The organism is Agrobacterium sp. 5Ca50 (assembly GCF_055381905.1).
Genome location: NZ_AP026441.1, coordinates 111,831 through 133,751 on the forward strand (window position 1 = coordinate 111,831; position 21,921 = coordinate 133,751).

19 protein-coding genes and 2 pseudogenes are annotated in these 21,921 nt (G+C 55.8%); 15 read left to right on the top strand and 6 right to left on the bottom strand.

Annotated features, from left to right (window positions below; all coding sequences use genetic code 11):
• A complete protein-coding gene (hutH, locus tag ACZ5FM_RS27250) occupies positions 1 to 1,536 on the bottom strand; it encodes a histidine ammonia-lyase (RefSeq protein WP_464041568.1) in 1,536 nt (511 codons plus the stop codon).
• Between the two features lie 47 nt (positions 1,537 to 1,583).
• Positions 1,584 to 2,834 (bottom strand): imidazolonepropionase, encoded by a 1,251-nt coding sequence (gene hutI / locus ACZ5FM_RS27255; protein WP_464041569.1) that lies wholly within the window; start codon positions 2,832 to 2,834, stop codon positions 1,584 to 1,586.
• A gap of 98 nt (positions 2,835 to 2,932) precedes the next feature.
• On the opposite strand from hutI, the gene ACZ5FM_RS27260 reads away from it, so the two are divergent.
• The 4 genes from ACZ5FM_RS27260 (at position 2,933) to ACZ5FM_RS27275 (ending at position 6,131) form a co-directional block, all read left to right on the top strand.
• Positions 2,933 to 4,273 (top strand): formimidoylglutamate deiminase, encoded by a 1,341-nt coding sequence (locus ACZ5FM_RS27260; RefSeq protein WP_464041570.1) that lies wholly within the window; start codon positions 2,933 to 2,935, stop codon positions 4,271 to 4,273.
• A 96-nt stretch (positions 4,274 to 4,369) separates the two neighbouring features.
• Positions 4,370 to 5,131, top strand: coding sequence for a histidine utilization repressor (gene hutC, locus ACZ5FM_RS27265; RefSeq protein ID WP_464041699.1), 762 nt, complete (start codon positions 4,370 to 4,372; stop codon positions 5,129 to 5,131).
• Between the two features lie 287 nt (positions 5,132 to 5,418).
• The gene (locus ACZ5FM_RS27270; RefSeq protein WP_464041571.1) at positions 5,419 to 5,685 is read left to right on the top strand and encodes an alpha/beta fold hydrolase; all 267 of its coding nucleotides are present in this window, start codon (positions 5,419 to 5,421) and stop codon (positions 5,683 to 5,685) included.
• Positions 5,686 to 5,741: 56 nt separating this feature from the next.
• Complete coding sequence (locus ACZ5FM_RS27275; protein WP_464041572.1) at positions 5,742 to 6,131, top strand: hypothetical protein; 390 nt, start codon at positions 5,742 to 5,744, stop codon at positions 6,129 to 6,131.
• Between the two features lie 471 nt (positions 6,132 to 6,602).
• On the opposite strand, the gene istB is transcribed toward ACZ5FM_RS27275, so the two are convergent.
• Positions 6,603 to 7,415 carry an IS21-like element helper ATPase IstB gene (gene istB / locus ACZ5FM_RS27280; protein ID WP_464041573.1) on the bottom strand — a complete coding sequence of 271 codons (813 nt, stop codon included), beginning with the start codon at positions 7,413 to 7,415 and terminating at the stop codon, positions 6,603 to 6,605.
• Positions 7,405 to 8,934, bottom strand: a complete 1,530-nt coding sequence (gene istA / locus ACZ5FM_RS27285; RefSeq protein ID WP_464041701.1) for an IS21 family transposase — start codon at positions 8,932 to 8,934, stop codon at positions 7,405 to 7,407. The genes istB and istA overlap by 11 nt, the downstream gene beginning before the upstream one ends.
• A 112-nt stretch (positions 8,935 to 9,046) precedes the next feature.
• On the opposite strand from istA, the pseudogene ACZ5FM_RS27290 reads away from it, so the two are divergent.
• Positions 9,047 to 10,441 (top strand): annotated as a pseudogene (locus tag ACZ5FM_RS27290) (IS3 family transposase); the annotation flags it as partial.
• A gap of 51 nt (positions 10,442 to 10,492) precedes the next feature.
• Entirely contained in the window at positions 10,493 to 10,975 is a 483-nt protein-coding gene (locus ACZ5FM_RS27295; protein WP_464041702.1) for a LysR substrate-binding domain-containing protein, read from the top strand.
• Positions 10,976 to 11,011: 36 nt separating this feature from the next.
• Here ACZ5FM_RS27295 and ACZ5FM_RS27300 read toward each other — a convergent pair whose 3' ends face one another.
• Positions 11,012 to 11,200, bottom strand: coding sequence for a hypothetical protein (locus ACZ5FM_RS27300; protein ID WP_464041574.1), 189 nt, complete (start codon positions 11,198 to 11,200; stop codon positions 11,012 to 11,014).
• Between the two features lie 152 nt (positions 11,201 to 11,352).
• Here ACZ5FM_RS27300 and ACZ5FM_RS27305 point away from each other — a divergent pair.
• The 3 genes and pseudogenes from ACZ5FM_RS27305 to ACZ5FM_RS27315 all read left to right on the top strand — a co-directional run.
• Positions 11,353 to 11,985, top strand: a pseudogene (locus ACZ5FM_RS27305) (IS5 family transposase); the annotation flags it as partial.
• Between the two features lie 148 nt (positions 11,986 to 12,133).
• Entirely contained in the window at positions 12,134 to 13,693 is a 1,560-nt protein-coding gene (locus tag ACZ5FM_RS27310) for an ABC transporter substrate-binding protein (RefSeq protein ID WP_464041575.1), read from the top strand.
• Positions 13,694 to 13,821: 128 nt separating this feature from the next.
• The gene (locus ACZ5FM_RS27315) at positions 13,822 to 15,177 is read left to right on the top strand and encodes an MmgE/PrpD family protein (RefSeq protein WP_464041576.1); all 1,356 of its coding nucleotides are present in this window, start codon (positions 13,822 to 13,824) and stop codon (positions 15,175 to 15,177) included.
• A 7-nt stretch (positions 15,178 to 15,184) separates the two neighbouring features.
• Here the strand turns inward: ACZ5FM_RS27315 and ACZ5FM_RS27320 are convergent, their stop codons facing one another.
• Positions 15,185 to 16,108 (bottom strand): LysR substrate-binding domain-containing protein, encoded by a 924-nt coding sequence (locus ACZ5FM_RS27320; protein WP_464041577.1) that lies wholly within the window; start codon positions 16,106 to 16,108, stop codon positions 15,185 to 15,187.
• 89 nt (positions 16,109 to 16,197) lie between these two features.
• On the opposite strand from ACZ5FM_RS27320, the gene ACZ5FM_RS27325 reads away from it, so the two are divergent.
• The 6 genes from ACZ5FM_RS27325 to ACZ5FM_RS27350 are packed head-to-tail and all read left to right on the top strand — an operon-like array spanning position 16,198 to position 21,888.
• Positions 16,198 to 17,307, top strand: a complete 1,110-nt coding sequence (locus ACZ5FM_RS27325) for an NAD(P)/FAD-dependent oxidoreductase (RefSeq protein ID WP_464041578.1) — start codon at positions 16,198 to 16,200, stop codon at positions 17,305 to 17,307.
• Positions 17,288 to 17,587 (top strand): (2Fe-2S)-binding protein, encoded by a 300-nt coding sequence (locus ACZ5FM_RS27330; protein ID WP_464041579.1) that lies wholly within the window; start codon positions 17,288 to 17,290, stop codon positions 17,585 to 17,587. The genes ACZ5FM_RS27325 and ACZ5FM_RS27330 overlap by 20 nt, the downstream gene beginning before the upstream one ends.
• Positions 17,584 to 18,957, top strand: coding sequence for an FAD-dependent oxidoreductase (locus ACZ5FM_RS27335; protein WP_464041580.1), 1,374 nt, complete (start codon positions 17,584 to 17,586; stop codon positions 18,955 to 18,957). The genes ACZ5FM_RS27330 and ACZ5FM_RS27335 overlap by 4 nt, the downstream gene beginning before the upstream one ends.
• Positions 18,954 to 20,075: an NAD(P)/FAD-dependent oxidoreductase gene (locus tag ACZ5FM_RS27340; protein ID WP_464041581.1), complete on the top strand. Its 1,122-nt coding sequence runs from the start codon at positions 18,954 to 18,956 to the stop codon at positions 20,073 to 20,075. Before ACZ5FM_RS27335 ends, ACZ5FM_RS27340 begins: the two co-directional genes overlap by 4 nt.
• The gene (locus ACZ5FM_RS27345) at positions 20,072 to 21,013 is read left to right on the top strand and encodes an ABC transporter permease (RefSeq protein WP_464041582.1); all 942 of its coding nucleotides are present in this window, start codon (positions 20,072 to 20,074) and stop codon (positions 21,011 to 21,013) included. Before ACZ5FM_RS27340 ends, ACZ5FM_RS27345 begins: the two co-directional genes overlap by 4 nt.
• On the top strand, positions 21,010 to 21,888 hold the full coding sequence (locus ACZ5FM_RS27350; protein ID WP_464041583.1) for an ABC transporter permease: 879 nt from the start codon (positions 21,010 to 21,012) through the stop codon (positions 21,886 to 21,888). Before ACZ5FM_RS27345 ends, ACZ5FM_RS27350 begins: the two co-directional genes overlap by 4 nt.
• Positions 21,889 to 21,921 lie beyond the last annotated feature (33 nt).

The window sequence follows — 21,921 nt, forward strand, 5'->3', positions numbered from 1 at the left end:
TCACGCCTCCAGAACCGGAAGAATACCGCCGGAAACCGCAGCGTTCAGAGCACCGGTCGCAACAAGCTCGCTTGCTGCTTTGAGGTCGGTTGCCATGTAGCGGTCGACGTCCAGTGTCGGTACGACCTTACGGATCGCTGCGATGGCATTAGTCAGTTCCGGGCTGGTGGCGAGGGGGCTGCGGAAATCGATGCCCTGGGCAGCAGTCAGCGCCTCGATGCCGATGATCGCAAACAGGTTGTCGGTCATCTGCAGCAGACGACGCGCACCGTGGCAGGCCATGGAAACGTGGTCTTCCTGGTTGGCCGAGGTCGGGGTAGAGTCAACCGAGGCCGGATGCGACATCTGCTTGTTTTCCGACATCAGCGCTGCCGATGTCACTTCGGCGATCATGAGACCGGAGTTGAGGCCTGGTGTTTTGGCAAGGAATGCCGGCAGGCCGTAGGAGAGCGCCGGATCGACCAGCAACGCGATGCGCCGCTGAGCAATGGCACCGATTTCGCAGATGGCAAGCGCGATCTGGTCCGCCGCAAAAGCCACAGGCTCGGCATGGAAGTTGCCGCCGGAAACCACCGAGTTATCAGACAAAACCAGCGGATTGTCTGTCACCGCATTGGCTTCGATTTCGAGTGTACGGGCCACAGAGCGCAGGAGATCGAGGCATGCGCCGTCAACCTGCGGCTGGCAGCGGATGCAATAAGGGTCCTGAACCCGCTCGTCGCCTTCGATATGGCTATCGCGGATTACCGATCCCTTGAGCAGGCCGCGGAGCGCCGATGCCGCATCGATCTGACCCTTATGGCCGCGCAGAGTGTGAATATCGGGATGGAACGGCGCCGAAGAACCCATGGCGGCATCCGTCGAAAGCGCACCGGTAACAAGCGCCGATTGTGCAGCACGATGAGCGCGGAACAGGCCAGCCAATGCGAGAGCTGTGGAGACCTGCGTACCGTTGATCAGTGCGAGGCCTTCCTTGGCTGCCAGCACGACCGGCTTGAGGCCCGCGCGTTCAAGGGCTGTACGTCCGTCAAGCTGTTCGCCGTTGAAGAAGGCTTCACCTTCGCCCATCATCACCGCTGCCATATGAGCCAGTGGCGCGAGGTCGCCCGAAGCACCAACGGAACCTTTTTCAGGGATAACCGGGATGACACCCTTTTCGAGCATGCTTTCAATCAGCCGGATGAGTTCGAGCCGCGTGCCCGATGCGCCACGACCGAGCGAAACAAGCTTCAGCGCCATGATCAGGCGAACGATGTTCTCGGCAAGGGGCTGGCCCACGCCACAGCAGTGCGAGAGGATAAGGTTACGCTGAAGGATGGCCACATCGGCGGCGTCAATCTTGATGCTCGCCAGTTTGCCGAAGCCGGTATTGATGCCATAGACGGGCGCGTTTCCGGCGGCGATCTCGGCGATACGGGCCGCGGCCTTTTCGATGCTCTTGTCGAACGAGGGATCAAGCCGGGCCGGCTCTCCGGTCCAGTAAATTGTTTCAAGGGTCGAAAGCGGGACAGAGCCCGGCTGAAGAATTAGCGTCATTTTGAAGTCCTCACCAATACACGGGATCTAGACCGTGTGCCTCAAATTCAGTGTCCGTTGCGTATGCGCGCATGCAGCGGGTTAAAGCCCATGCGGTAGACGAGTTCTGCCGGTCGCCCGATATTCCAGATGGCGAAGTCGGCCCGTTTTCCGGCCTCCAGCGTCCCCACTTCATCGACCAGACCCAATGCACGCGCCGCTTCCCGCGTCACGCCGGCAATACATTCGTTCACCGTCATGCCGAACAGGGTCGCCGCCATGTTCATGGTCAGCAGCAGCGAGGTCAGCGGTGAGGTGCCAGGATTGCTGTCGGTGGCAATTGCCATGGCAACGCCCGCCTTGCGGAACAGATCGACCGGCGGCTTCATCGTTTCGCGAATGAAATAGAAAGCACCAGGCAGAATGACGGCAACTGTACCGCTCCTTGCCATCGCCTCTGCGCCTGCTTCATCGGTATATTCCAGGTGATCCGCCGACAGTGCGCCATATTCTGCCGCAAGCGCTGCGCCATGCAGATTGGAAAGCTGGTCGGCATGCAGCTTGACCGGCAGACTGTGGGCCATTGCAGCCTCAAACACCAGCCGCATCTCATCAGTCGAAAAAGCAATACCTTCACAGAAACCGTCAACCGCATCGGCCAGGCCTTCCGCCGCTATGGCGGGCATCATCTCGTTGATGACTTTTTCGATGTAACCTGCCTTGTTATCCCTGAATTCAGGCGGCAAAGCGTGAGCGCCGAGGAAGGTCGTGCGGACGGTAACGTCGCGCTCTTCACTCAATCGTCGCGCGGCGCGCAAGGCCTTGGCTTCGTTTTCAAGGTCAAGCCCATAGCCGGATTTGACTTCTACAGTGGTCACACCCTCAGCGATCAGCGCATCCAGCCGTGGCAGCGTCTGCGCTACCAGTTCGTCTTCGCTGGCTTCGCGCAGTGAGCGGACGGAAGAGACGATGCCGCCTCCCGCGCGGGCAACCTCTTCATAGGTAGCACCGGCAAGGCGCATTTCAAACTCGTTGGCACGATTCCCGGCATGGACCAGATGCGTGTGGCAATCGATCAGACCAGGTGTGATCCAGCGTCCGCCGCAATCGATAATTTCCGCAGCGTTATCAATCGGGAAAGGCAGATATTCTTCAGCGCCGACATAGAGAATGCAACCGTCCCGAACGGCAATGACACCGTTTTCGATGAGGCCAAGCCCCGGCAAAGAAGGGTTTAGCGTTGCAAGCCGGGCGTTTCGCCACAGGCAATCACAGTCGCTTGATGGCTGGCTGTTCGGTGCCGAATTTATGGAAGACATCGTTTTCTGGCCTTTCCTTTTCGTGCCATTATGTATAGACATAAAGAAAATGAGCGCAAGTGTTTTTTTAAGAGAAGCAGTCAGGAAGGGATGAGGTCATGACCAGCATTCATGTGAAATCGGCTCTGACGCCAGCGGGATGGCAGAAGAATGTGCGGCTGAAGATTGAGGATGGCTGCATCGTTTCCGTCGAGGCGAGCATTGCGGCGCAGCCGGGTGACGAGCGCCATGATATCCTCGTGCCGGGCATGCCAAACCTGCATAGCCACGCATTTCAGCGCGGCATGGCAGGCCTTGCCGAAACCCGGGGTCCCGGTGCTGACAGCTTCTGGAGCTGGCGCAATGTGATGTACCGTTTTGCGCTATCGATGACGCCGGATCATGCCGAAGCCGTTGCCAGCCAGCTCTATATGGAAATGCTGGAAGCAGGTTTTTCGCGTGTTGGCGAATTCCATTATCTGCACCACGATATTGATGGCCGCCCTTACGCCGACATTTCTGAAATGTCTCAGCGGATTGCGGCAGCAGCGTCCCATACGGGGATCGGTCTGACGCTGCTTCCGGTTTTCTATGCCCACTCGACTTTCGGCGGTGCGGCACCCAATGAAGGCCAGCGCCGGTTTATCAACACTGTCGAGAGCTTCGAGCGGCTGCTTGATGGCTGCCGTTCTGCGGTAAAAACTCTGCCGGATGGCCGTGTCGGCGTTGCTCCGCACAGTCTGCGAGCAGTCACACCGGACGAGCTTGCTGCGGTCGTTGCAATGACCAAAGACGGGCCTATCCATATTCACGTGGCCGAACAGGTCAAGGAAGTCGAGGATTGCATCGCCTGGTCCGGCGCGCGCCCAGTTGAATGGCTGCTCGAAAATGCCAGTCTTGATGGCCGCTGGTGCCTGATCCATGCAACCCATATGACCGACAATGAAACCCAGCGCATGGCTGAAAGTAAAGCGATCGCCGGCCTCTGCCCGATCACCGAAGCCAATCTTGGTGATGGCACGTTCAACGCGGTGGTGTTTGGCGAAGCAGGTGGCAAGTTCGGCATCGGTTCGGATTCCAACGTTCTGATCGCTTTGCGTGACGAGTTGCGTCAGCTGGAATATTCGCAGCGCCTGGAGCATCGCTCCCGCAACGTTATGGCGGCACCCGGTCAGTCGACAGGACGTGCGCTGTTTGACGGTGCGATCGAGGGCGGTTCGATTTCCATGGCGATCGAAACCGGTATCGCCGCCGGTAAACCTGCCGATTTTGTCAGCCTGCGCGCACCGGACGGCGATCTCACCGACGATGCGGCTCTGGATTCCTGGCTGTTTGCCAATGGCACGAAGCCTGACAGCGTCTGGGTAGCGGGCCGCAAACAGGTCGAAGGCGGCAGGCATCACAAGCGCGACGAGATATCAGCCCGGTTCCGCAGTGTGATGCATGAGCTTCTTGCGTGAGCCGCTCAACTTCAGGCACTACATTTTTTACCGACAAAAGTTGCTGAATAATGTCTAAAGACTGAAGCGATTCGTAGAGGTGGTCATGTGGTGAAAATGCAGGATGATGATGCGGTCGTTGATGTAGCGCTTGCCGAGAGCGCCGGCGACATGTCGCTGCATCAGCGTATCCTCGGCGATATAGAGCAACGCATTTTATCCGGAGAATGGCCACCCGGTTTTCGCATTCCGTTCGAAATTGATCTGGCCGAGCAATATAAGTGCTCACGCATGACTGTGAACAAGGCTTTGACGCAGCTGGCAAAAACCGGGTTGATCGAACGTCGGCGCAAGTCAGGCAGCTACGTCACACATCCACAGGCGCAATCAGCGGTGCTGGAGATCCGCGACATCAAGCTTGAAGTCGAGTCGCTCGGTTTACCCTATCGTTACAAACTGGCGACACGGACCAGGCGTCGGAGTTCAGCCGAGGACCGGCGGCGCCTTGGCCTTGAGGTTGCAGCACCTGTGCTCGATATTCAATGTACGCATTTTGCCGGTCACAGACCATTTTGCGTCGAGCACCGTCTCATCAACCTGGCCGCGGTCCCTGATGTTGCAGCCGAGACATTTGAACAGGAAGCGCCCGGTCAATGGCTGCTGAACAGGGTTCCCTGGAGCGCGGCCGAGCATACGATACGGGCAGTTTCCGCTGACGAAGGCATTGCATTGGCTTTGGGCGTTGCGATTGGAACTGCATGCCTTACAGTGGAGCGGCGGACATCAAGCAATGGCGCCTACATAACGCATGTTCGCTTTATCTACCCCGGCGAGCGGCATGCGCTTGTTGCAAACTTCATGCCCTCACAGCCGAAATGAGAGTCCACCGACAGCGTACGCGTCCAGGCGCAGGCTTATTCTCACGCCTTCGCCGGAGACTCTCTGGTTATACCGAATGTACAATCGAGAATGGAGGTAGGTCGCGACTGGGTTGATGGACATCCCGCGATGATGAAACTCCCAGACGATGCTACTGTCCGCCGCCGACATACCGCCACATCCGAATTGCAACAAACCGCTGCGGCTTGCATGACGGAAAACGCGAAATGCAAGACTAGAACGCAACCTCACGACGCGGCCATGCAGAAGAAGGAGCGCGGGGCATAGTGGATATAGTTTTGGTTCATGGAGCTTGGCACGGCGGCTTGTTCTGGGACCGGGTTTTTCCGCTACTCGAAAAGGTCGGACACAGTGTTTCAGCCCCTACCCTAACAGGATTGGGCGAACGATCTGATCTGCTATCACGCGAGGTGAACCTGTCTACTCATATCGAGGACATCGTACACTGTGTTAAAACGAGCAGAACCGCGGACATTGTTCTGGTGGTCACAGCTATGGTGGATTTCCTGCGACTGCCGCGGCGCACCGACTAGGGTCCTCGATACAGCACCTTTTCTTACTCGATGCATTTTTGCCTTTTGACGGGGAGATGTTGCTGGATCATGCACCGTCGATACGCGAAAAATACAGGGAGAAGGCGAATGCTGATCCCAACTGGCACATTCCACCGCTCTCGTCTGCCGCCTTCGGGGTTAAAGAGCAAGATCAGCATTGTGTGGATGCGGATGCGGAATTGACGCCCCATCCTGTCGAAAGCTATTTCGAACGTGTGATGCTGTCCGATGAGCCATCAGCAGTCCGCAAAACTTATCTACGATGCTCGCAGGCGCCAGGTGCCTTGCTTCTGAAATCGATCGACCGCGTAAGAGCGGACGATCGTTCGGAATGCCTGGAGATCGACGCTCCTCACGATGCAATGATCAGTCATCCAGATCTCTTGAGCGATACATTGCTTAGGCTTTTGAACGTGGGAAAATAGCAAAACGCTTCCGGCTAATCACCGATCCCCTGTCCAGAGCAGACTTCAATCAGCGCTGGCGGAAGATGTATTGCTCTTGGAAGGTAGCTGAAGCAGCGTTCACAAACCGATTGATGATCAGTCAATAACTGTAAGCCCACGGCAGCATTGCACCATTTGCGGACGCCCTCGTTGTCAGGCAGTAGGTCTTCACAGCCACGCAGCGGCTGGTAGAGATGTAGTCCTTCGCCTTCGAATAAAAAACGGCGGTATCGAGCGCCCCCTTGTCCATAACGGACCCCAATTTTCAAAATTACGCGAAAGTGCTGCCTCAATTTCCAGATTTCCGTAGGGTGTACCCTTCCGCCAACTAAGCGGAAATAATCTCATATTAGCAAGGGCATTTTCCCGCGATAATTCGTGTTGTGATAAACGTCTGTTGATTTTCACTGAGAAGTGACCCGGTATTTCCACCGAGATTTGACCCGCCTTTTAGATATGTTTCGGGTCTTGTGATTTGGTCAAGTCGCTGTTTTTCTCCTTTGTATTTTTCGGTTCGTGGGCGGAGCTGTTCTTGAAGCGGAAGCTGTCGTTTCCGGTTTCGAGAATGTGGCAATGATGAGTGAGCCGGTCGAGCAACGCGGTCGTCATCTTGGCGTCGCCGAAGACGCTGGCCCATTCACTGAAGCTGAGGTTTGTGGTTATAACGACACTGGTGCGCTCGTAGAGTTTGCTCAGAAGATGGAAGAGCAACGCGCCACCTGATGCACTGAACGGCAGGTAGCCAAGCTCATCGAGGATCACCAGGTCGGAATGGACAAGTCGATTGGCGATCTGGCCTGAGCGACCTTGCGTCTTCTCCTGTTCAAGCGCGTTGACCAACTCGACGGTCGAGAAGAACCGGACGCGTTTGTGGTGATGCTCGATTGCCTGGATGCCGAGAGCGGTCGCGATATGGGTTTTGCCTGTGCCTGGTCCGCCGACCAACACGATGTTGTTGGCATCATCGAGAAAGTCGCAACGATGGAGCTGTCGCACGAGGGCTTCGTTGATCTCGCTGCTGAAGAAATCGAAGCCGTTGAGATCGCGATAGGCTGGAAAGCGAGCAGTCTTCAGCTGATAAGCGGTTGAACGAACTTCACGTTCTGCTGTCTCGGCTTTGAGAAGTTGTGACAGGATTGGAATGGCAGCTTCAAAGGCAGGTGACCCCTGTTCGGTGAGCTCACCGATTGCCTGAGCCATGCCGTGCATCTTCAGTTGTCGCAGCATGATGACGATTGCGCCGCTGGCTGGATTATGACGCATGGCGTACCTCCTTTGTCTTTCTCAGGGAATCGTAGCGTTCGACATTGGCCTTTGGCTCGTTGGCAAGTGTGAGAGCTTGGGGCGCAGCTATCGTCGGTGGCGTAGAAGATTTACCGTCGACCAAACGATGCAGCAGGTTCAAAACATGGGTCTTGGTCGGAACCCCGGACTTCAAGGCCATATCGACAGCCGAGAGCACAGCCTGCTCGTCGTGCTGGAGGACGAGCGCCAGAATGTCGACCATCTCGCGATCCCCGCCCGGCTTTTTGAGCAGGTGCTGCTGCAGTATTCTGAAGGCTTCCGGAAGCTCGATAAACGGCGCACCATTGCGAAGAGCGCCTGGTTTGCGTTGAACGACGGCGAGATAGTGCCGCCAATCGTAAATCGTTTGCCCAGGACCATCATGCGAACGGCTGATGATGCGACGATGCTCGCATATGATCAGACCTTCTGCTGCAACAGCGATACGATCTGGGTAAACCCGAACACTGACAGGCCGATTGGCGAAGGATGCCGGAACACTGTAGCGATTACGATCAAAGTGGACGAGACAGGTCGGGGAAACCCGCTTGGTATGTTCGACAAATCCATCGAAGACACGTGCTGTTGGCATGAGAGCCTGCGCTTCCTCGGCCCATAGCTCAGCGATGGTCCCACGCATCTTTCCATGCGGGGTCTGCTGCCAAAACTCCTTGCATCGAAGTTCCAGCCAGTCGTTCAGGGCTTCCAGCGATGGAAAGCGTGGTGTTGGTTGAAAGAACCGATGGCGTGAATCCTGAACATTCTTCTCGACCTGGCCTTTCTCCCAGCCCGACGCTGGATTGCAGAATTCTGGCTCATAGAGATAGTGGCTGGCCATTGCCATGAAGCGGACATTGACGTCGCGCTCTTTGCCGCGACCTATTTTGTCGATTGCCGTGGGCATGTTGTCATAAATGCCACGTCGAGGAACGCCGCCAAAGACACGGAATGCGTGGTTATGGGCATCAAACAGCATCTCGTGTGTTTGGAGAAGATATGCCCGAACGATGAACGCGCGGCTGTAGCTCAGCTTCGTATGGGCCACCTGCAGTTTGGTACGTTCATTGCCGATGATTGCCCAGTCTTCCGACCAGTCGAACTGAAAGGCTTCACCCGGATCGAAAGCCAGCGGAACGTATGTCCCACGTCCCGAGGTCTGCAGTTCTCGCTGAAGATCGGCCTTCCATTCCCGAGCAAATGCAGCAACACGACCATACGACCCATCGTAGCCGAGGCTCATCAGGTCGGCATGCAACTGCTTCATCGTCCGCTTCTGCTTGCGGTTCTTCTTCGCTTCCGTCCTCAGCCAGGCCGTTAATCGATCAGCAAAAGGGTCAAGCGTACTCGGTCGCTCTGGAACTTTGAACTTCGGTTCCACACTCCCCAGACGCAGGTATTTGCGGACGGTATTCCGAGACAGACCGGTCCTGCGACCAATCTCCCGGATCGATAAATGCTCTCGAAAATGCCAGCGTCGGATCACGCTCAATAACGCCATGTCGATCACTCCATAGCCCTCGCTGAAAACACGCAGGGCAAAGTTCAAACATGGGTCAATTCTCGATGGAAATATCCTGTGCTACCGGGTCACTTCTCAGTGGCAATCAACACTGCGTACTCAGGCGGTAGCGCGAGCGCCAAAATATTCCGAGGCCGAGAAACAGGCTGCACTTGAGCACTATCGCACCCATGATCGTTGCATCTCTGCGACGATGAGGGCGCTTGGCTACCCTGGTCGAGGAACTCTCACCGCATGGGTCCGGGAGGACTTTCCGGAGGCGCGCTCATCCATGGTGGGTCGATCGTGGCACCCTGGCTATTCCGACAAGGTCCGGCAAGCGGGGGTCATCGGACTATGCAGTGGAGATGAAAGCGCTCAACAGGTCGCTGACCGGCTGGGCGTCTCGCGGCCGACATTGTACAGCTGGAAGGACCAGCTTCTCGGTCATGAGGCCCCATCATCCATGAAACGCCGCAAAGCCAACTCCAAAGCGCCAGAACGTGAGGAACTCGAGCGACAGCTTGAAACCCTCCAACGCGATGTCCGCCAGTTGCAACTCGAACATGATCTCCTGAAGAAGGCCAACGAACTCATAAAAAAAGGCCTGGGCGTCGATCTGCAGATCCTGAGTAATCGGGAGAAGACACAGCTGATTGACGCCCTCAAGGAAGTTTACCGCTTGCCAGAACTGCTCGCCGAGCTGCAAATTGCGCGAAGCTCGTACTTCTACCATCGCGCCCGTATGTGCCTGGCAGACAAGCATGCCGCCGTCCGCCTCTGTCTTTCAGAAATATTTGAAGCGAACCGTCGTTGCTACGGCTATCGGAGACTACAGGCGTTGCTGGCCAGGCAAAGCGTGATGATCTCGGAAAAGGTTGTTCAGCGCTTGATGAAGCAAGAACAACTGGTCGTTGCCAGACCGCGTCGACGGCGGTTTGGATCATATCTGGGAGAAATCAGTCCGGCACCCGAGAACCTGATCAACCGCGACTTCCATGCGAAAGCGCCGAACGTGAAATGGCTGACAGATATCACCGAATTCCAGATCCCGGCTGGCAAGGTGTACCTTTCGCCCATCATCGATTGCTTTGACTTCATGGTCATCAGCTGGTCGATTGGAACGCAGCCAGATGCGGGCCTGGTGAATACCATGCTGGATGCAGCCATCGGGACCGTGACCGATGGCGAAGAACGGCCAATCATCCATTCTGATCGCGGAGCCCATTATCGCTGGCCCGGCTGGCTAACCCGTATCAGCGAAGCAAAACTGGTTCGCTCAATGTCCCGCAAGGGTTGCTCGCAAGACAACGCCGCGTGCGAAGGCTTCTTCGGTCGGCTGAAAACCGAACTCTTCTATCCACGAGATTGGAAAACCATTACGATCGAACAGTTCGTCGCCGAGGTGGATGCATATATTCGATGGTACAATGAGAAGCGTATCAAATTATCACTGGGATCGCTCAGCCCGGTTGAGTATCGTCAGAGCCTCGGCCTGAACTTATGAAGCAGTCCAACTTTTTATCCGCACCCCCTTATCTGCCTAACCGGCTCAGTTCTGCGTGGAAACCAACAGCTTGGGGTTTTTCCAGACCTCTCGCCAGAGATAGACCAGACGCCGTTATTTGAAGAACGATTTTCCTGTCTGGCGTCGGCGGATACCCTTCAACATAAGACGTCTCTTAGTCTGGATCAGTATTTGAAGCACCCTCACATTCTGGTGACGATGGAAGATGGCTCTCCAAGCGAGATCGACAGTGCACTTTCCAAAATCGGCAATGTACGGCGTATCGCGACGACCCTGCCACACTGGGGTCTGGCTGCGCGCCTTGTTGCAGGCACGGATCTCGTCCTGACGGTTGCCCGTCGGGCATTGGAAGCACATGCGCCAGGGCCGGACGTCCGTATGTTCGAGCCACCGTTCGATATTCCGCCATTTACCTTCACCCAGATCTGGCACAGCCGACGAACACAAGACCCCGCGCACCAGTGGCTCAGAAACGTGGTTTTGCGCGCAGCTGGCAATGATCAGCCAAGCTGATTTCAGTTTCTGGACAATTTTGCGCTCAGGATGAGACTACTGTCCGTCCGTTGCAAGTCGCTGCACCTCGCGTATGAGCGCTTCAAACTCCTGAAGGATATTGTCATGTTCTGCCCTGTTGGACCATTCGTATCCGTCGTCAGACCCGGACTGATAAGCGCGCTGGACAAGATTGGTCCCCCGGTCATCATCCCGGATGCCTGCATTCGCGTTATCGGAGTCCATAACCTCAGTCACTGAGGGAGCCACAGAGACAGATTGCGGCTCGGCAGCACTGGTTGAACCCTCAACAGCAATAGCTTGCGCATATTGGGCGGCTGCAGATCGCAGTTGCCCAACCAGTCGCGAGGCAAAATTCGCGATCACATCCGATGGAAAACCGCAGCGGCTTGCGCTGGCGGGATGCCCCACGGGAATACGGGCCACACAAGACGCTCTACAACAGATGGAAACGATGGAGCGAGATGGGTGTGTTTGGCCGGATGATGGAGGGACTTGCCTCCGAAAGTGCCGATCCGAAGACCGTCATGATTGATGCGACCTATCTGAAAGCGCACCGCACGGCCTCAAGCCTGCGGGTAAAAAGGGGGACCTTGGGCGGCTGATCGGACGCACCAAAGGCGGTATGAACACAAAGCTCCGCGCCTGGACCGATGCCAATGGCCGGCCGCTCAGCTTCTTCATGACAGCCGGTCAGATCAGCGACTATACGTGTGCGGCAGCCTTGCTCAATGAACTGCCAAAAGCACAATGAATGCTTGCCGACCGCGGATATGATGCCGACTGGTTCAGAGCGGCTTTGCAACGAAAAGGAATAAAAACCTGCGTTCCGGGCCGAAAATCCCGAACCACAACGGTAAAATACGACAAGAAAAGATACAGACGTCGCAACCGTATTGAGATCATGTTTGGCCGCCTCAAGGACTGGCGTGCGTGGTCGCGCGATATGATCATCAGCAACCGTCATTTTCTCTGCGATTGCCTTGGCTGCAACCGTTATCTTCTGGCTTCGATCAACGAGACCTGACCCTAACTGGTGCGAGGATTACCGTGCCACGTCGACAATTATAACATAACTGTATACCCCACCGAAAAATTCGACTTTGACGGATGTGATTTTTCATAACTAGAACTATTAAAACTATAATGGAGTGGAACATGAAAAAAGCCTCGAAATTTGCTACTTTATCTGCCCTCACCCTGTGTATTGCCGGCGTCGCCGTGTCGCCCGGAATATCCTACGCCAATAGTTTGCGGGTAGGTGTGGCGGCCCCTGATATTTCAAATATGGATCCCGCGCGCGCGACAACCACTCAGGATCTTGCGGTCGTATCCTGGATGTTCAACGGCCTTGTCCGTTTCGCCCCGGGCAGTGCTGATCCGGGTAACATCGAGCCAGATATCGCGGAGAGCTGGACGAACTCTTCCGATGGTCTCGTCTGGACATTCAAGCTGCGCTCAGGCGTGAAGTTCCACGGCGATTACGGCACAGTGACCGCCGACGACGTCGTTTATTCGCTTCAGCGCGCAAAGGACTCGAAGACTTCGGCCTATGCAAGCGACTATGCAGCTTTCAAATCAATCGAGGCAGTCGATCCCGCCACCGTGCGAATTACACTCAGCGAACCGGTTCCCGGGTTCCTGGGCCTTGTGTCCAATTATCACGGTGGCAATATTGTCAGCAAAAGCGCTGCGGAGAAACTTGGCGCAGACTTCAAAAGCAACCCTATCGGAACCGGACCGTTCTTTTTCGAAAAATCGGTCACGCAACAATCGGTGTTTCTGAAAGGGTTTCCTGAATATTTCCGTGGTGCACCCAAGATCAACGATATCCGGGTCGATCTGATCCCATCGGATTCAAGCCGCGAACTCGCGTTCCGTTCGGGAGAGCTTGATCTGATCTATGGCAAGCGCGAACAGCGTTGGGTCGATCAGGCCAAGACGTGGGACGATGCGTCGGTCGATATCTTTGCGCCAGGCGAATATCGCACGGTTTTCATCAACCGGAATCACAAGCCGCTCGACAATGTGAAAGTTCGTCAGGCTGTCGCCCACGCAATCAATGTTGATCAGATCATCGAGCTCGTCGGGTCGAATGTTGGCCTGAAGGGATGTTCTGTAGTGCCTACAGGTTATCTCGGCGAAGAATGCACATCGCCCTATAAATATGATCTTGAGCTCGCCAAAAAGCTTTTGAAAGAAGCTGGCCTGGAGACTGGTCTCAAACTGACTTCAATTTCGTCGTCCAATTCGGCCCAGCTCCCTATCATGGAAGTATTGCAGGCACAGTTGGCTGAAGCGGGGATTACACTGGAGCTCAAGGTTGTCGACCATCCGACATATCATGAGCAAATCCGGAAAGACCTGAGTGACCTCGTCTTCTACGGCGCCGCACGCTATCCTGTTGCCGACAGCTACCTGAGCCAGTTCTATCACTCGGATGCTGCAATCGGCAAACCGACTGCGGTTACGAATTTTGCTCATTGTGACGCCGGAGATGCTGATATCACAGCTGCACGCAAAGCCGCGACAGATGAAGAGCGGATGAAGTTCTGGTCAGCGGCCCAAACGAAGATTCATGAGCAGGTATGCGGTGTACCGCTCTTTAGTCTCATGCAGGTCTGGGTCCGTAATAATTCTCTCAACTACGGGTATGAGCTTAAAGGTTCTCTGAACCTGGCACCGCCGATTACCGAACTGACCACTATTGATAAGTGATATTGATTGTTATTTTGCCCCGGGTGACAGCGATGCTGTTGCCCGGGGACTATAGCTTGCCCAACTAACGGCGTCGTCTGGTGTGACTGACAGGCGGTGTTAGCCAATAAGAAAAAGCAGGACGCGCCATGACGACACATCATGTTCCAGGCTACCAAAGTGGAAATGTTGGAAAAATATGTTCTTATATCGTTCAGAATCGCGAGCAGGTGTCTAACCAGAGCGTTCGGGACGCCGCACTCAAATGCATCTTTGATCTTGTTGGCGCGACTGCAGTGGGTATCGAAGACGTTGGTCCTGCAGCTATCCGCTCGGTGGCAGACGGCGTATTCGGGGGTGGCGATGTGCCTATATGGTTCACGGGGGAAACGAGTTCAGTAATCGGTGCTGCCTGGGCAAATAGTTCGGCGGCAGCCGCACTTGATCTTGATGACGGAAATCGCTTCGCACGAGGTCATCCAGGGGCCGCTATCATTCCTGCAGCCCTGGCCGTGGCCAAAGACATGGGCTCGTCGTTGGAGGAAATACTGACCGCAATCATAATTGGTTATGAGGTCGGGGTAGCTGTCGGGGCCGCTCGCACAACCTACGGAAGTTCAGGAACCTGGACCCCGTTCGGAGTCGTTGCCGCAGTGTCAGCCTTGCGTCGGACACCCTGGCAGGCAATTGAACACGCGCTGGCAATCGCTGGAGAAAGTGCTCCCAGCCAGTCTTTCGCAGGAGGACCTGCACCACGCATTCCGGCCCCGGAGGGAGCGGCGGTAAAAGAAGGTATCCCATGGTCAGTGGTAACTGGCATGACAGCCGTTCTCCTTGCCGAAGCAGGGCATACAGGTCCGCGTAATATCCTGGACAGCGTCAGGCATTATAACTTTCCTGACAATTATGTTCCAGGTTCAGCAGAGCACATTTGCGCAACATACTTCAAACCCTATGCATGCTGCCGGCACATACATGCTCCGCTTGCGGCACTGGAGACGCTCCTCGCGCAACATTCAATCGCTGGTAAAGATATCGAGCGAATTGACGTGGAGATACACTCCGCTGGCTTACGGATTTCTAACCGGGCCGACCCGGAGAATCTGATTGACGTCCAGTATAGTATCCCGTTTTGCATGGCGTTATTCAGTCTGTACGGTGGTCAGAGCCTTGTTCCTGTTACGCCAGAATTTATTGGTCGCCCGGAAGTCGTTAATCTTGCAGGCAAGGTTCATCTTCTTTTGAGTGAAGAATTTGACGCGGTATATCCAGACCAGATTCTTGCGCGAGTTATAGTCACCGCAAATGGTCAGCGATTTGTGTCGGATCCGACACCGCCTCAGGGTGAGCCGCTGATGACATGGGGCGAGCTTGACACCAAATTCAGGATGGCGACAAGACTGACGATGACACCAGAAAAGGCGGATGCAGTTTTAAATGCCGTCTCGACATTACGCTCTGGCAAGTTGACAGCGTTTATGGACTGCCTCTCCCAACCAATTTAACCTGGTTTTATGACCTTGCTTGAATATCACCCGGGAGCATTGTGCTGCTTCTTGCGGCAGAATGCAGTTCCTCCACGAATGCCTCAGCCAGTTTGCTGTTCCGTGCCCTGACCGGCCTGAGTATCTGGTTGTCGATCGAGAGCGAAGGCTCGAAGGGACGTGTCACGACACGATTAACAACGGACTCCATCGATAACGGGTCGGCGATAGTAATTCCCAGTCCTGCAGCAACAAATTCTGCAACATTGGGCGCAGTCGTCGCCTCGACTACTATGTTCGGTCGCAAACCGTACTCCTCGAACGCCGCATCGACCTTGCGGCGCGAGATGCCCGACGGGCCAAAACCAACGAAAGCCTCATCCGCAAGATCGTGCGGAGTTATGATCGCTTTCTCGGACAGCCTGTGCCCTATGGGCATAACGACCACGGCGCTTGGGCTTTTCAGGACATCAACGAGGAGAGAGGTGTGTTCGAGGCCGCTTATGACGAGTGCAATGTCAATCCTGCGTAGCAATACCGCCTCGGCGAGGTACTGCGAACTCCGCGATTCCACAGAAACGAAAACGTCCGGATGTCTGGCTCTGAAGCCGGCCAGAACGCGCCCCATGTAACGCCCGGACAAAGCAGGGAGTGTGCCAACGACCAGGTGGCCATGTTCCTCACGACGGATAGACTCTACCGCGCGTGCCATCTGCCTGACTCCACCAAAGATGCGCTCAACCTCTTCATAAAGGCGCATTCCCCGACCGGTTGGCACAAGCCTTCCACTCTCCCGCTCGAATAATTGCAGGCCGGTATCCGCCTCCAGATCCTGAATGAGCTTGCTCGCTGCCGGCTGGGATATGCGCAGGATTTCAGCGGCCCGGCTGACTGTGCCTGCTTCCACCACAGCCATTAAAGCTTCGAGTTGTCTTAGGCTTGGGTCTCTCATTATAACCTGGCTGAATACATGCGAAAAGAAAACGACTTTGACTATCTAGCCCCTTGCCTCAAAAATGGCAAGGTACAAGGGAGATCAAGGTGGACGCAGATGTCATCATCGTCGGAGCGGGTGTCGTTGGGGCAGCATTGGCTTATGGAATTGCGCGTCGCGGAAGCCGGGTCATCATGCTCGACGGAAATGATCGTGATTTCCGCGCGGCTCGCGCAAATTTTGGACTTATCTGGGTTCAGGGCAAAGGAAGCGACAATCCTGAATACGCAGAACTGAGCAGGAACAGCGCGGATATCTGGCCGACGTTCCGGAATGAACTTGTAAACGTCAGCGAAGCAGGCATCGACTATGAGCGCCGCGGGGGGCTGGTATTCAGTCTTGGCGAAAGTGATTTCGTAGCGAGGTCCAGGCTTGTCGAAAGGTCGCACAACCAACGATCAGACGTTCATACCGAAATGGTCGAGCGCGCCGCCCTCGAACGGATGCTGCCGGCCATAAAACTGGGGCCGGATGTTGTCGGTGCGAGCTACTGCAAGCTTGATGGGCATGCAAACCCACTTCATCTCTATTCGGCTCTGCTGCGCGCAGTTCCTCATCTTGGTGGCGTGGTACGTTTTCGCTACCCTGTTACAAAGATTACCCCTGTGAGTGGCGGGTATAGTGTTGGAACGAATGGGGATGAACTCTCGGCGCCTCGCGTGATTGTTGCTGCCGGTCTTGCAACCCAGGCTCTGACCGAACCGCTTGGGTTCAATGTACCGGTCCATTCCGAGCGTGGGCAAATCCTCGTAACCGAGCGGCTTGCACCGATGCTGCCGTTCCCGGCGAGCGGACTTCGCCAGACCGCGGATGGAACTTTCATGATCGGTGCGACCAACGAAAAAATCAGAAATACTGCGGTGTCTGTTGATGCTGCCGTAAATCTCGCAAGGCGAGCCCAAAGGATTATTCCGGCGCTCGGCTCTGTGCGTCTGGTCCGCCAATGGGGAGGGCTGCGAGTGCTATCCCCTGACAAGGCACCTGTTTATGCTGAGTCGGAGCGACACCCGGGTCTGTTTGCGGCGGTGTGTCATTCCGGTGTGACGCTGGCAGCGGTGCATGCGGAGATTGTCGGGCCTGCCATGGCTCAAGGTCACCTGCCGCCAACACTGGCAGCGTTTTCAAATGGAAGATTCGATGTTCAAAAGTGTGCTTGAAGGGGCGGCGGGGTTCACTGGAATGACCGTTGTCGTAAATGGAGTCGACACGCCTGCCTGGCAAGGTGAGACTGTTGCGAGCGTACTGTTGCGCATTCCTGATGCCGGTCGCTCGACACCGGTTAGTGGAGCGCCGCGGCTTCCTTACTGCCAGATGGGCGTGTGTTTCGAGTGTCTGGCGATTGTCGATGGAGAGGCGTCTGTACAGGGCTGTCTTGTCCCGGTTAAGCCGGGCATGCGGATTGATAGCCAGCGCGGTGCGCGAGGAGCCGCACGATGACTTTCTGTGATGTCGTTATTGTAGGTTCCGGGCCCGCAGGCATGTCGGCTGCAATACGGTTGCGAAACTTTGGCTACTCGGTCACCGTTGTCGACGAACAACCTTCTCCGGGCGGGCAAATCTGGCGAGGTATCGAGCGCAATCGGAATGATATCCTGCTTGGCGCATTGGGCGAAGACTATCGCAAGGGAGAGGCGCTGGTTGCAAGCTTTCGGGCATCCGGCGCGGTTTACGTTCCGGAGACCCAGGTCTGGCAGATCGAAGATGGCTGGAAAGTCTTTCTGACGTCGAACGGCCAGGCGCGTTGCGTCCGGACTCGCGCCGTATTGCTTGCCAATGGTGCGCAGGAGCGTCCGGTTCCCTTTTCAGGCTGGACGCTTCCCGGCGTCATGACGGTAGGGGCTGCGCAGATACTCCTGAAATCGGGCGGTATGCTACCGCAGGGACGTGTATTTATCGCAGGGGCCGGGCCACTGCCATTGCTATATTCGATCCAGAACCTCCACCTTGGGGCAAACCTGGCAGGCTATCTCGATACTTCAAAACGCCCGTCGCTTTCAGCTCTTTTCAGGCTTGCTGCCGGATGGCGCGATCTGGGCAGTCTTGTGAAAGGTCTGAAATGGCTTGGGAAACTCGGACGCAAAGTACGTATCGTAAAGAACTTCAGTGGCCTCAAGGCTGGAGGCGAGGGACGACTTGAATATGTTGAATGGAATGCTGGCGGCAAGACCATACGCGAGAGCGCGGACGTCCTTCTGGTCCATGAGGGCGTAGTTCCACGTGTACATGAGACACTGGCACTGGGATGCGAGCACGAATGGCACGAGGCTCAAGGCTACTTCCGTCCTACACTCGACATCTGGGGTGAGACAACCCGACGGACGTTGTTCGTTGCGGGAGATGCAGGTGGTATCGGGGGATGGGTAGCAGCAGCAGTATCTGGAGAGATTGCGGCTCTGGGTATTGCAAAGTGCCTCGGTTCGGAATCGGACATGGAGGAGATACGTCGCGAGGATAAACTCGATGAGCGCCGCAGCAAGGCGCTTTCTCTCCGCCCATTTCTGGATACTGCCTATCCGCCACCACGGGAGCGTCTGGACGATGACGTTATTGTTTGTCGATGTGAGGAGGTTACTGCAGGAACGATCCGCAAAGTCACCCGAGGTGGAGTTGCTGATCCGAATGCCGTCAAGGCGGCAACCCGCTGTGGTATGGGTCCATGCCAGGGGCGCCAGTGCGGGTATACCGTGCAGGCGATCCTTGCCGAAGCTCACGACGTCCCTGTCGGTGATGTAGCCTTCTTCAACATCCGACCGCCGTTCAAACCTGTCACGCTCGGCGAGATTGCCTCGCTGGAGGAAGAGGCATGACATCGGACGTTGTGGTTATTGGTGGTGGATTGCATGGATTGTCGGCCGCTCTCAATTGCGCGCGGCGCGGCGCATCCGTTACGGTGCTGGAAAGACATTTTGTTGGCCGGCATGCATCCGGATCGACAGCAGCTGGCGTGCGCACACTGGGCCGCGACATCGCCGAGCTACAGCTCAGTCTTGAGGCAGCTGCTCTCTGGCATGAAATGGAGGCAATAGTTGGCGACGATTGCGGATTTGTTGCTTGTGGCCAATTGCAACTGGCAGAAGACGAGGCCGCGCTATCATCCATGACTGCGCGCGTATCGAGGTTGAAGGATATGGGCCACAACCATGAGCAGGTCATCGGTAGAGACGATGTACGCGAACTGCTCCCGGATGTTTCCGATCACTGTCTGGGCGGCGTCTGGGTTCAGAATGATGGCTCTGCCGACCCGCATCAGACGATCCGGGCGTTTCGAACGGCGGCAGAGAAGGCGGGCGTCACAATTTATGAGCAGTGCGATGTCAAGGGGCTGCGGCGTACCGCAACCGAATGGCATTGTGAAACAACAAAAGGCACTTTTGAAGCCAGAACTCTTGTCAACGCAGGGGGCGCCTGGGCAGAACAGATATGTGCACTGGCTGCCGATCCGGTGCGCCATGCAATTCGCACTTCCATGATGGTCGTGACTGAACGGACCTCCACACATATCGGCCCTGTCGTAAGTTCGCTGGGCCGAAAACTGTCCTTCAAGCAAACTGGTCAAGGCACGCTCCTGATCGGCGGCGGCTCACAGGGAAAGCTATCGGCAGACAGGCAGTCTGCAAGTGTGGATGTTGCTTCACTGGCCGCATCGGTCAAGGCAGCGTTACGGCTTTTCCCGGCAACCCATAGTCTTCGTATCATCCGTACGTGGGCTGGCATGGAAGCAATGACTGCGGACCATTTGCCGGTTATAGGCTTCTCGCGTGTTGCCGAGGGGCTAGTCCACGTGTTCGGCTTTTCCGGACATGGTTTCCAGCTCGTTCCTTCTGTTGGAAAAGTGCTGGCCGATCTCGTCTGTGAGGGTAGAACTACGAAAGATCTCAGTGCGTTTGAACCGCAGCGCACTGCTACAAAAGGGGTTGCGGCATGATCAATTATACTATCCGAAGGTTGCTATTGGCGATACCGACGCTACTGGCAATGTTGACCGTCGTCTTCATTCTGGTCCGGCTTGTGCCGGGCGACGCGGCAATTGCCATATTGGGAGACAGGGCGAGTGGTGAGGCACTGGCTTCCCTGCGTGCAGAACTGGGGCTCGATCAACCGCTTACCGTTCAGTACTTCCGCTTTATAACGGATATTCTGAGTGGTGATTTTGGCCGCTCTTCTGTGACAGGCAAGTCGGTGTTGCATGAAGTGGCGATTGTCATTCCTTATACACTTGAACTGGCGCTTGCAGCGGTCGTAATTGGTGCTGCTTTTGGTATACCTCTGGGGGTTCTCGCTGCTGTCAGACGCAATCAGTGGCCGGATTACGTAAGCCGCTTCCTTTCCCTCGTGGGCCTCTCTTTTCCAGGTTTTGTGTCGGCAATCCTTCTGCTGCTGGCCTTTGCAATCTGGTTACGCTGGCTGCCCGTCATGAGCCGTGCCAGTACCGACCCTATCGATCATCTACGCAGCCTGGCACTGCCGGCATTCAATCTTGGCCTGATCATGACGGCTTACATCGCACGAGTAACCCGATCCTCGATGCTGGAAGTCCTCGGAGAGGATTACATTCGTACAGCACGCGCCAAGGGCGTCAAGCCAATGAAACTGGTTACCCGGCATGCTTTGGGCAATGCATTGATCCCGATCGTTACGGTTATCGGCCTCTATTTCGGAACGTTGATCGGCAACTCGGTCCTGACAGAGATCGTCTTCACGCGACCAGGTCTGGGCAAGCTTATTCTCGGCGCTCTTCAGTCACGAGATTACACGATGCTACAGGGGCTCATGGTGGTCTTCGCCACTTTTGTCATCATCGTGAACACGATTACAGATCTGATTTACGGCCTTGTCGATCCAAGAGTGAGTTACGCAAAATGACAAATGCAATCGTGACCGCAAGCACAGCGGAAAGCCGAACCAGTCCGGTATGGGAGGCACTCCGTCGCAATCGACTTTTCTGGCTTGGAACGGGGCTTCTCTCTGCGATAGTGTTGGCAGCTGTGCTGGCGCCACTCATCGCTCCGTACGATCCGCTGCAACAGAATATTGTGCATCGTCTCAGCGGTCCGTCTGCGCAGTTCTGGCTCGGGACCGACAGCTACGGCCGAGACGTACTATCGCGCCTTCTCTATGGAGCGCAGATTTCGCTTTCGATCGGCTTTCTGGCCGTTATGATCGCCATGATCGTCGGTTCTACACTCGGTATCATCGCCGGTTATGTGGGGGGCATTTTTGACCAGATCGTAATGGGCCTGGTTGATGTCATGCTGTCGTTTCCAACCCTTCTGCTTGGCCTGATGGTTGCCGCCATGCTTGGAGCGAGTTACGAAAACCTTATCATTGCGATTGCAATTACCGAGACTGCACCCTTTGTGCGCGTTGCGAGAGCGCCGACGATTGCAATGAAGCAGCGCGAATTCATTGAAGCCGGTCGCTCCATGGGTTTCAGGCCACGCCGCATCATGACCAAACATATTCTGCCGAACATCTCGTCAGATATTGTCGTGGTTACCTCGCTGTGGATGGCATCGGCGATCCGCACCGAGGCATCACTTGCATTTATCGGACTTGGCGTGCTGCCCCCAACCGCCACCTGGGGCGGCATGATCAGAGAGGGGTTCGAAAATATTCTCAGTGCGTGGTGGCTGGTTGTCTTCCCATCTCTGGCGATCCTTCTGACCGTTCTGGCGCTGAATATCCTCGGGGATGCGTTGCGTGATGCGATTGATCCTAAAACAAGGGGCGAAAGTTGAGCATGACCGCCAACGAGAAAAACGGGTACCAGA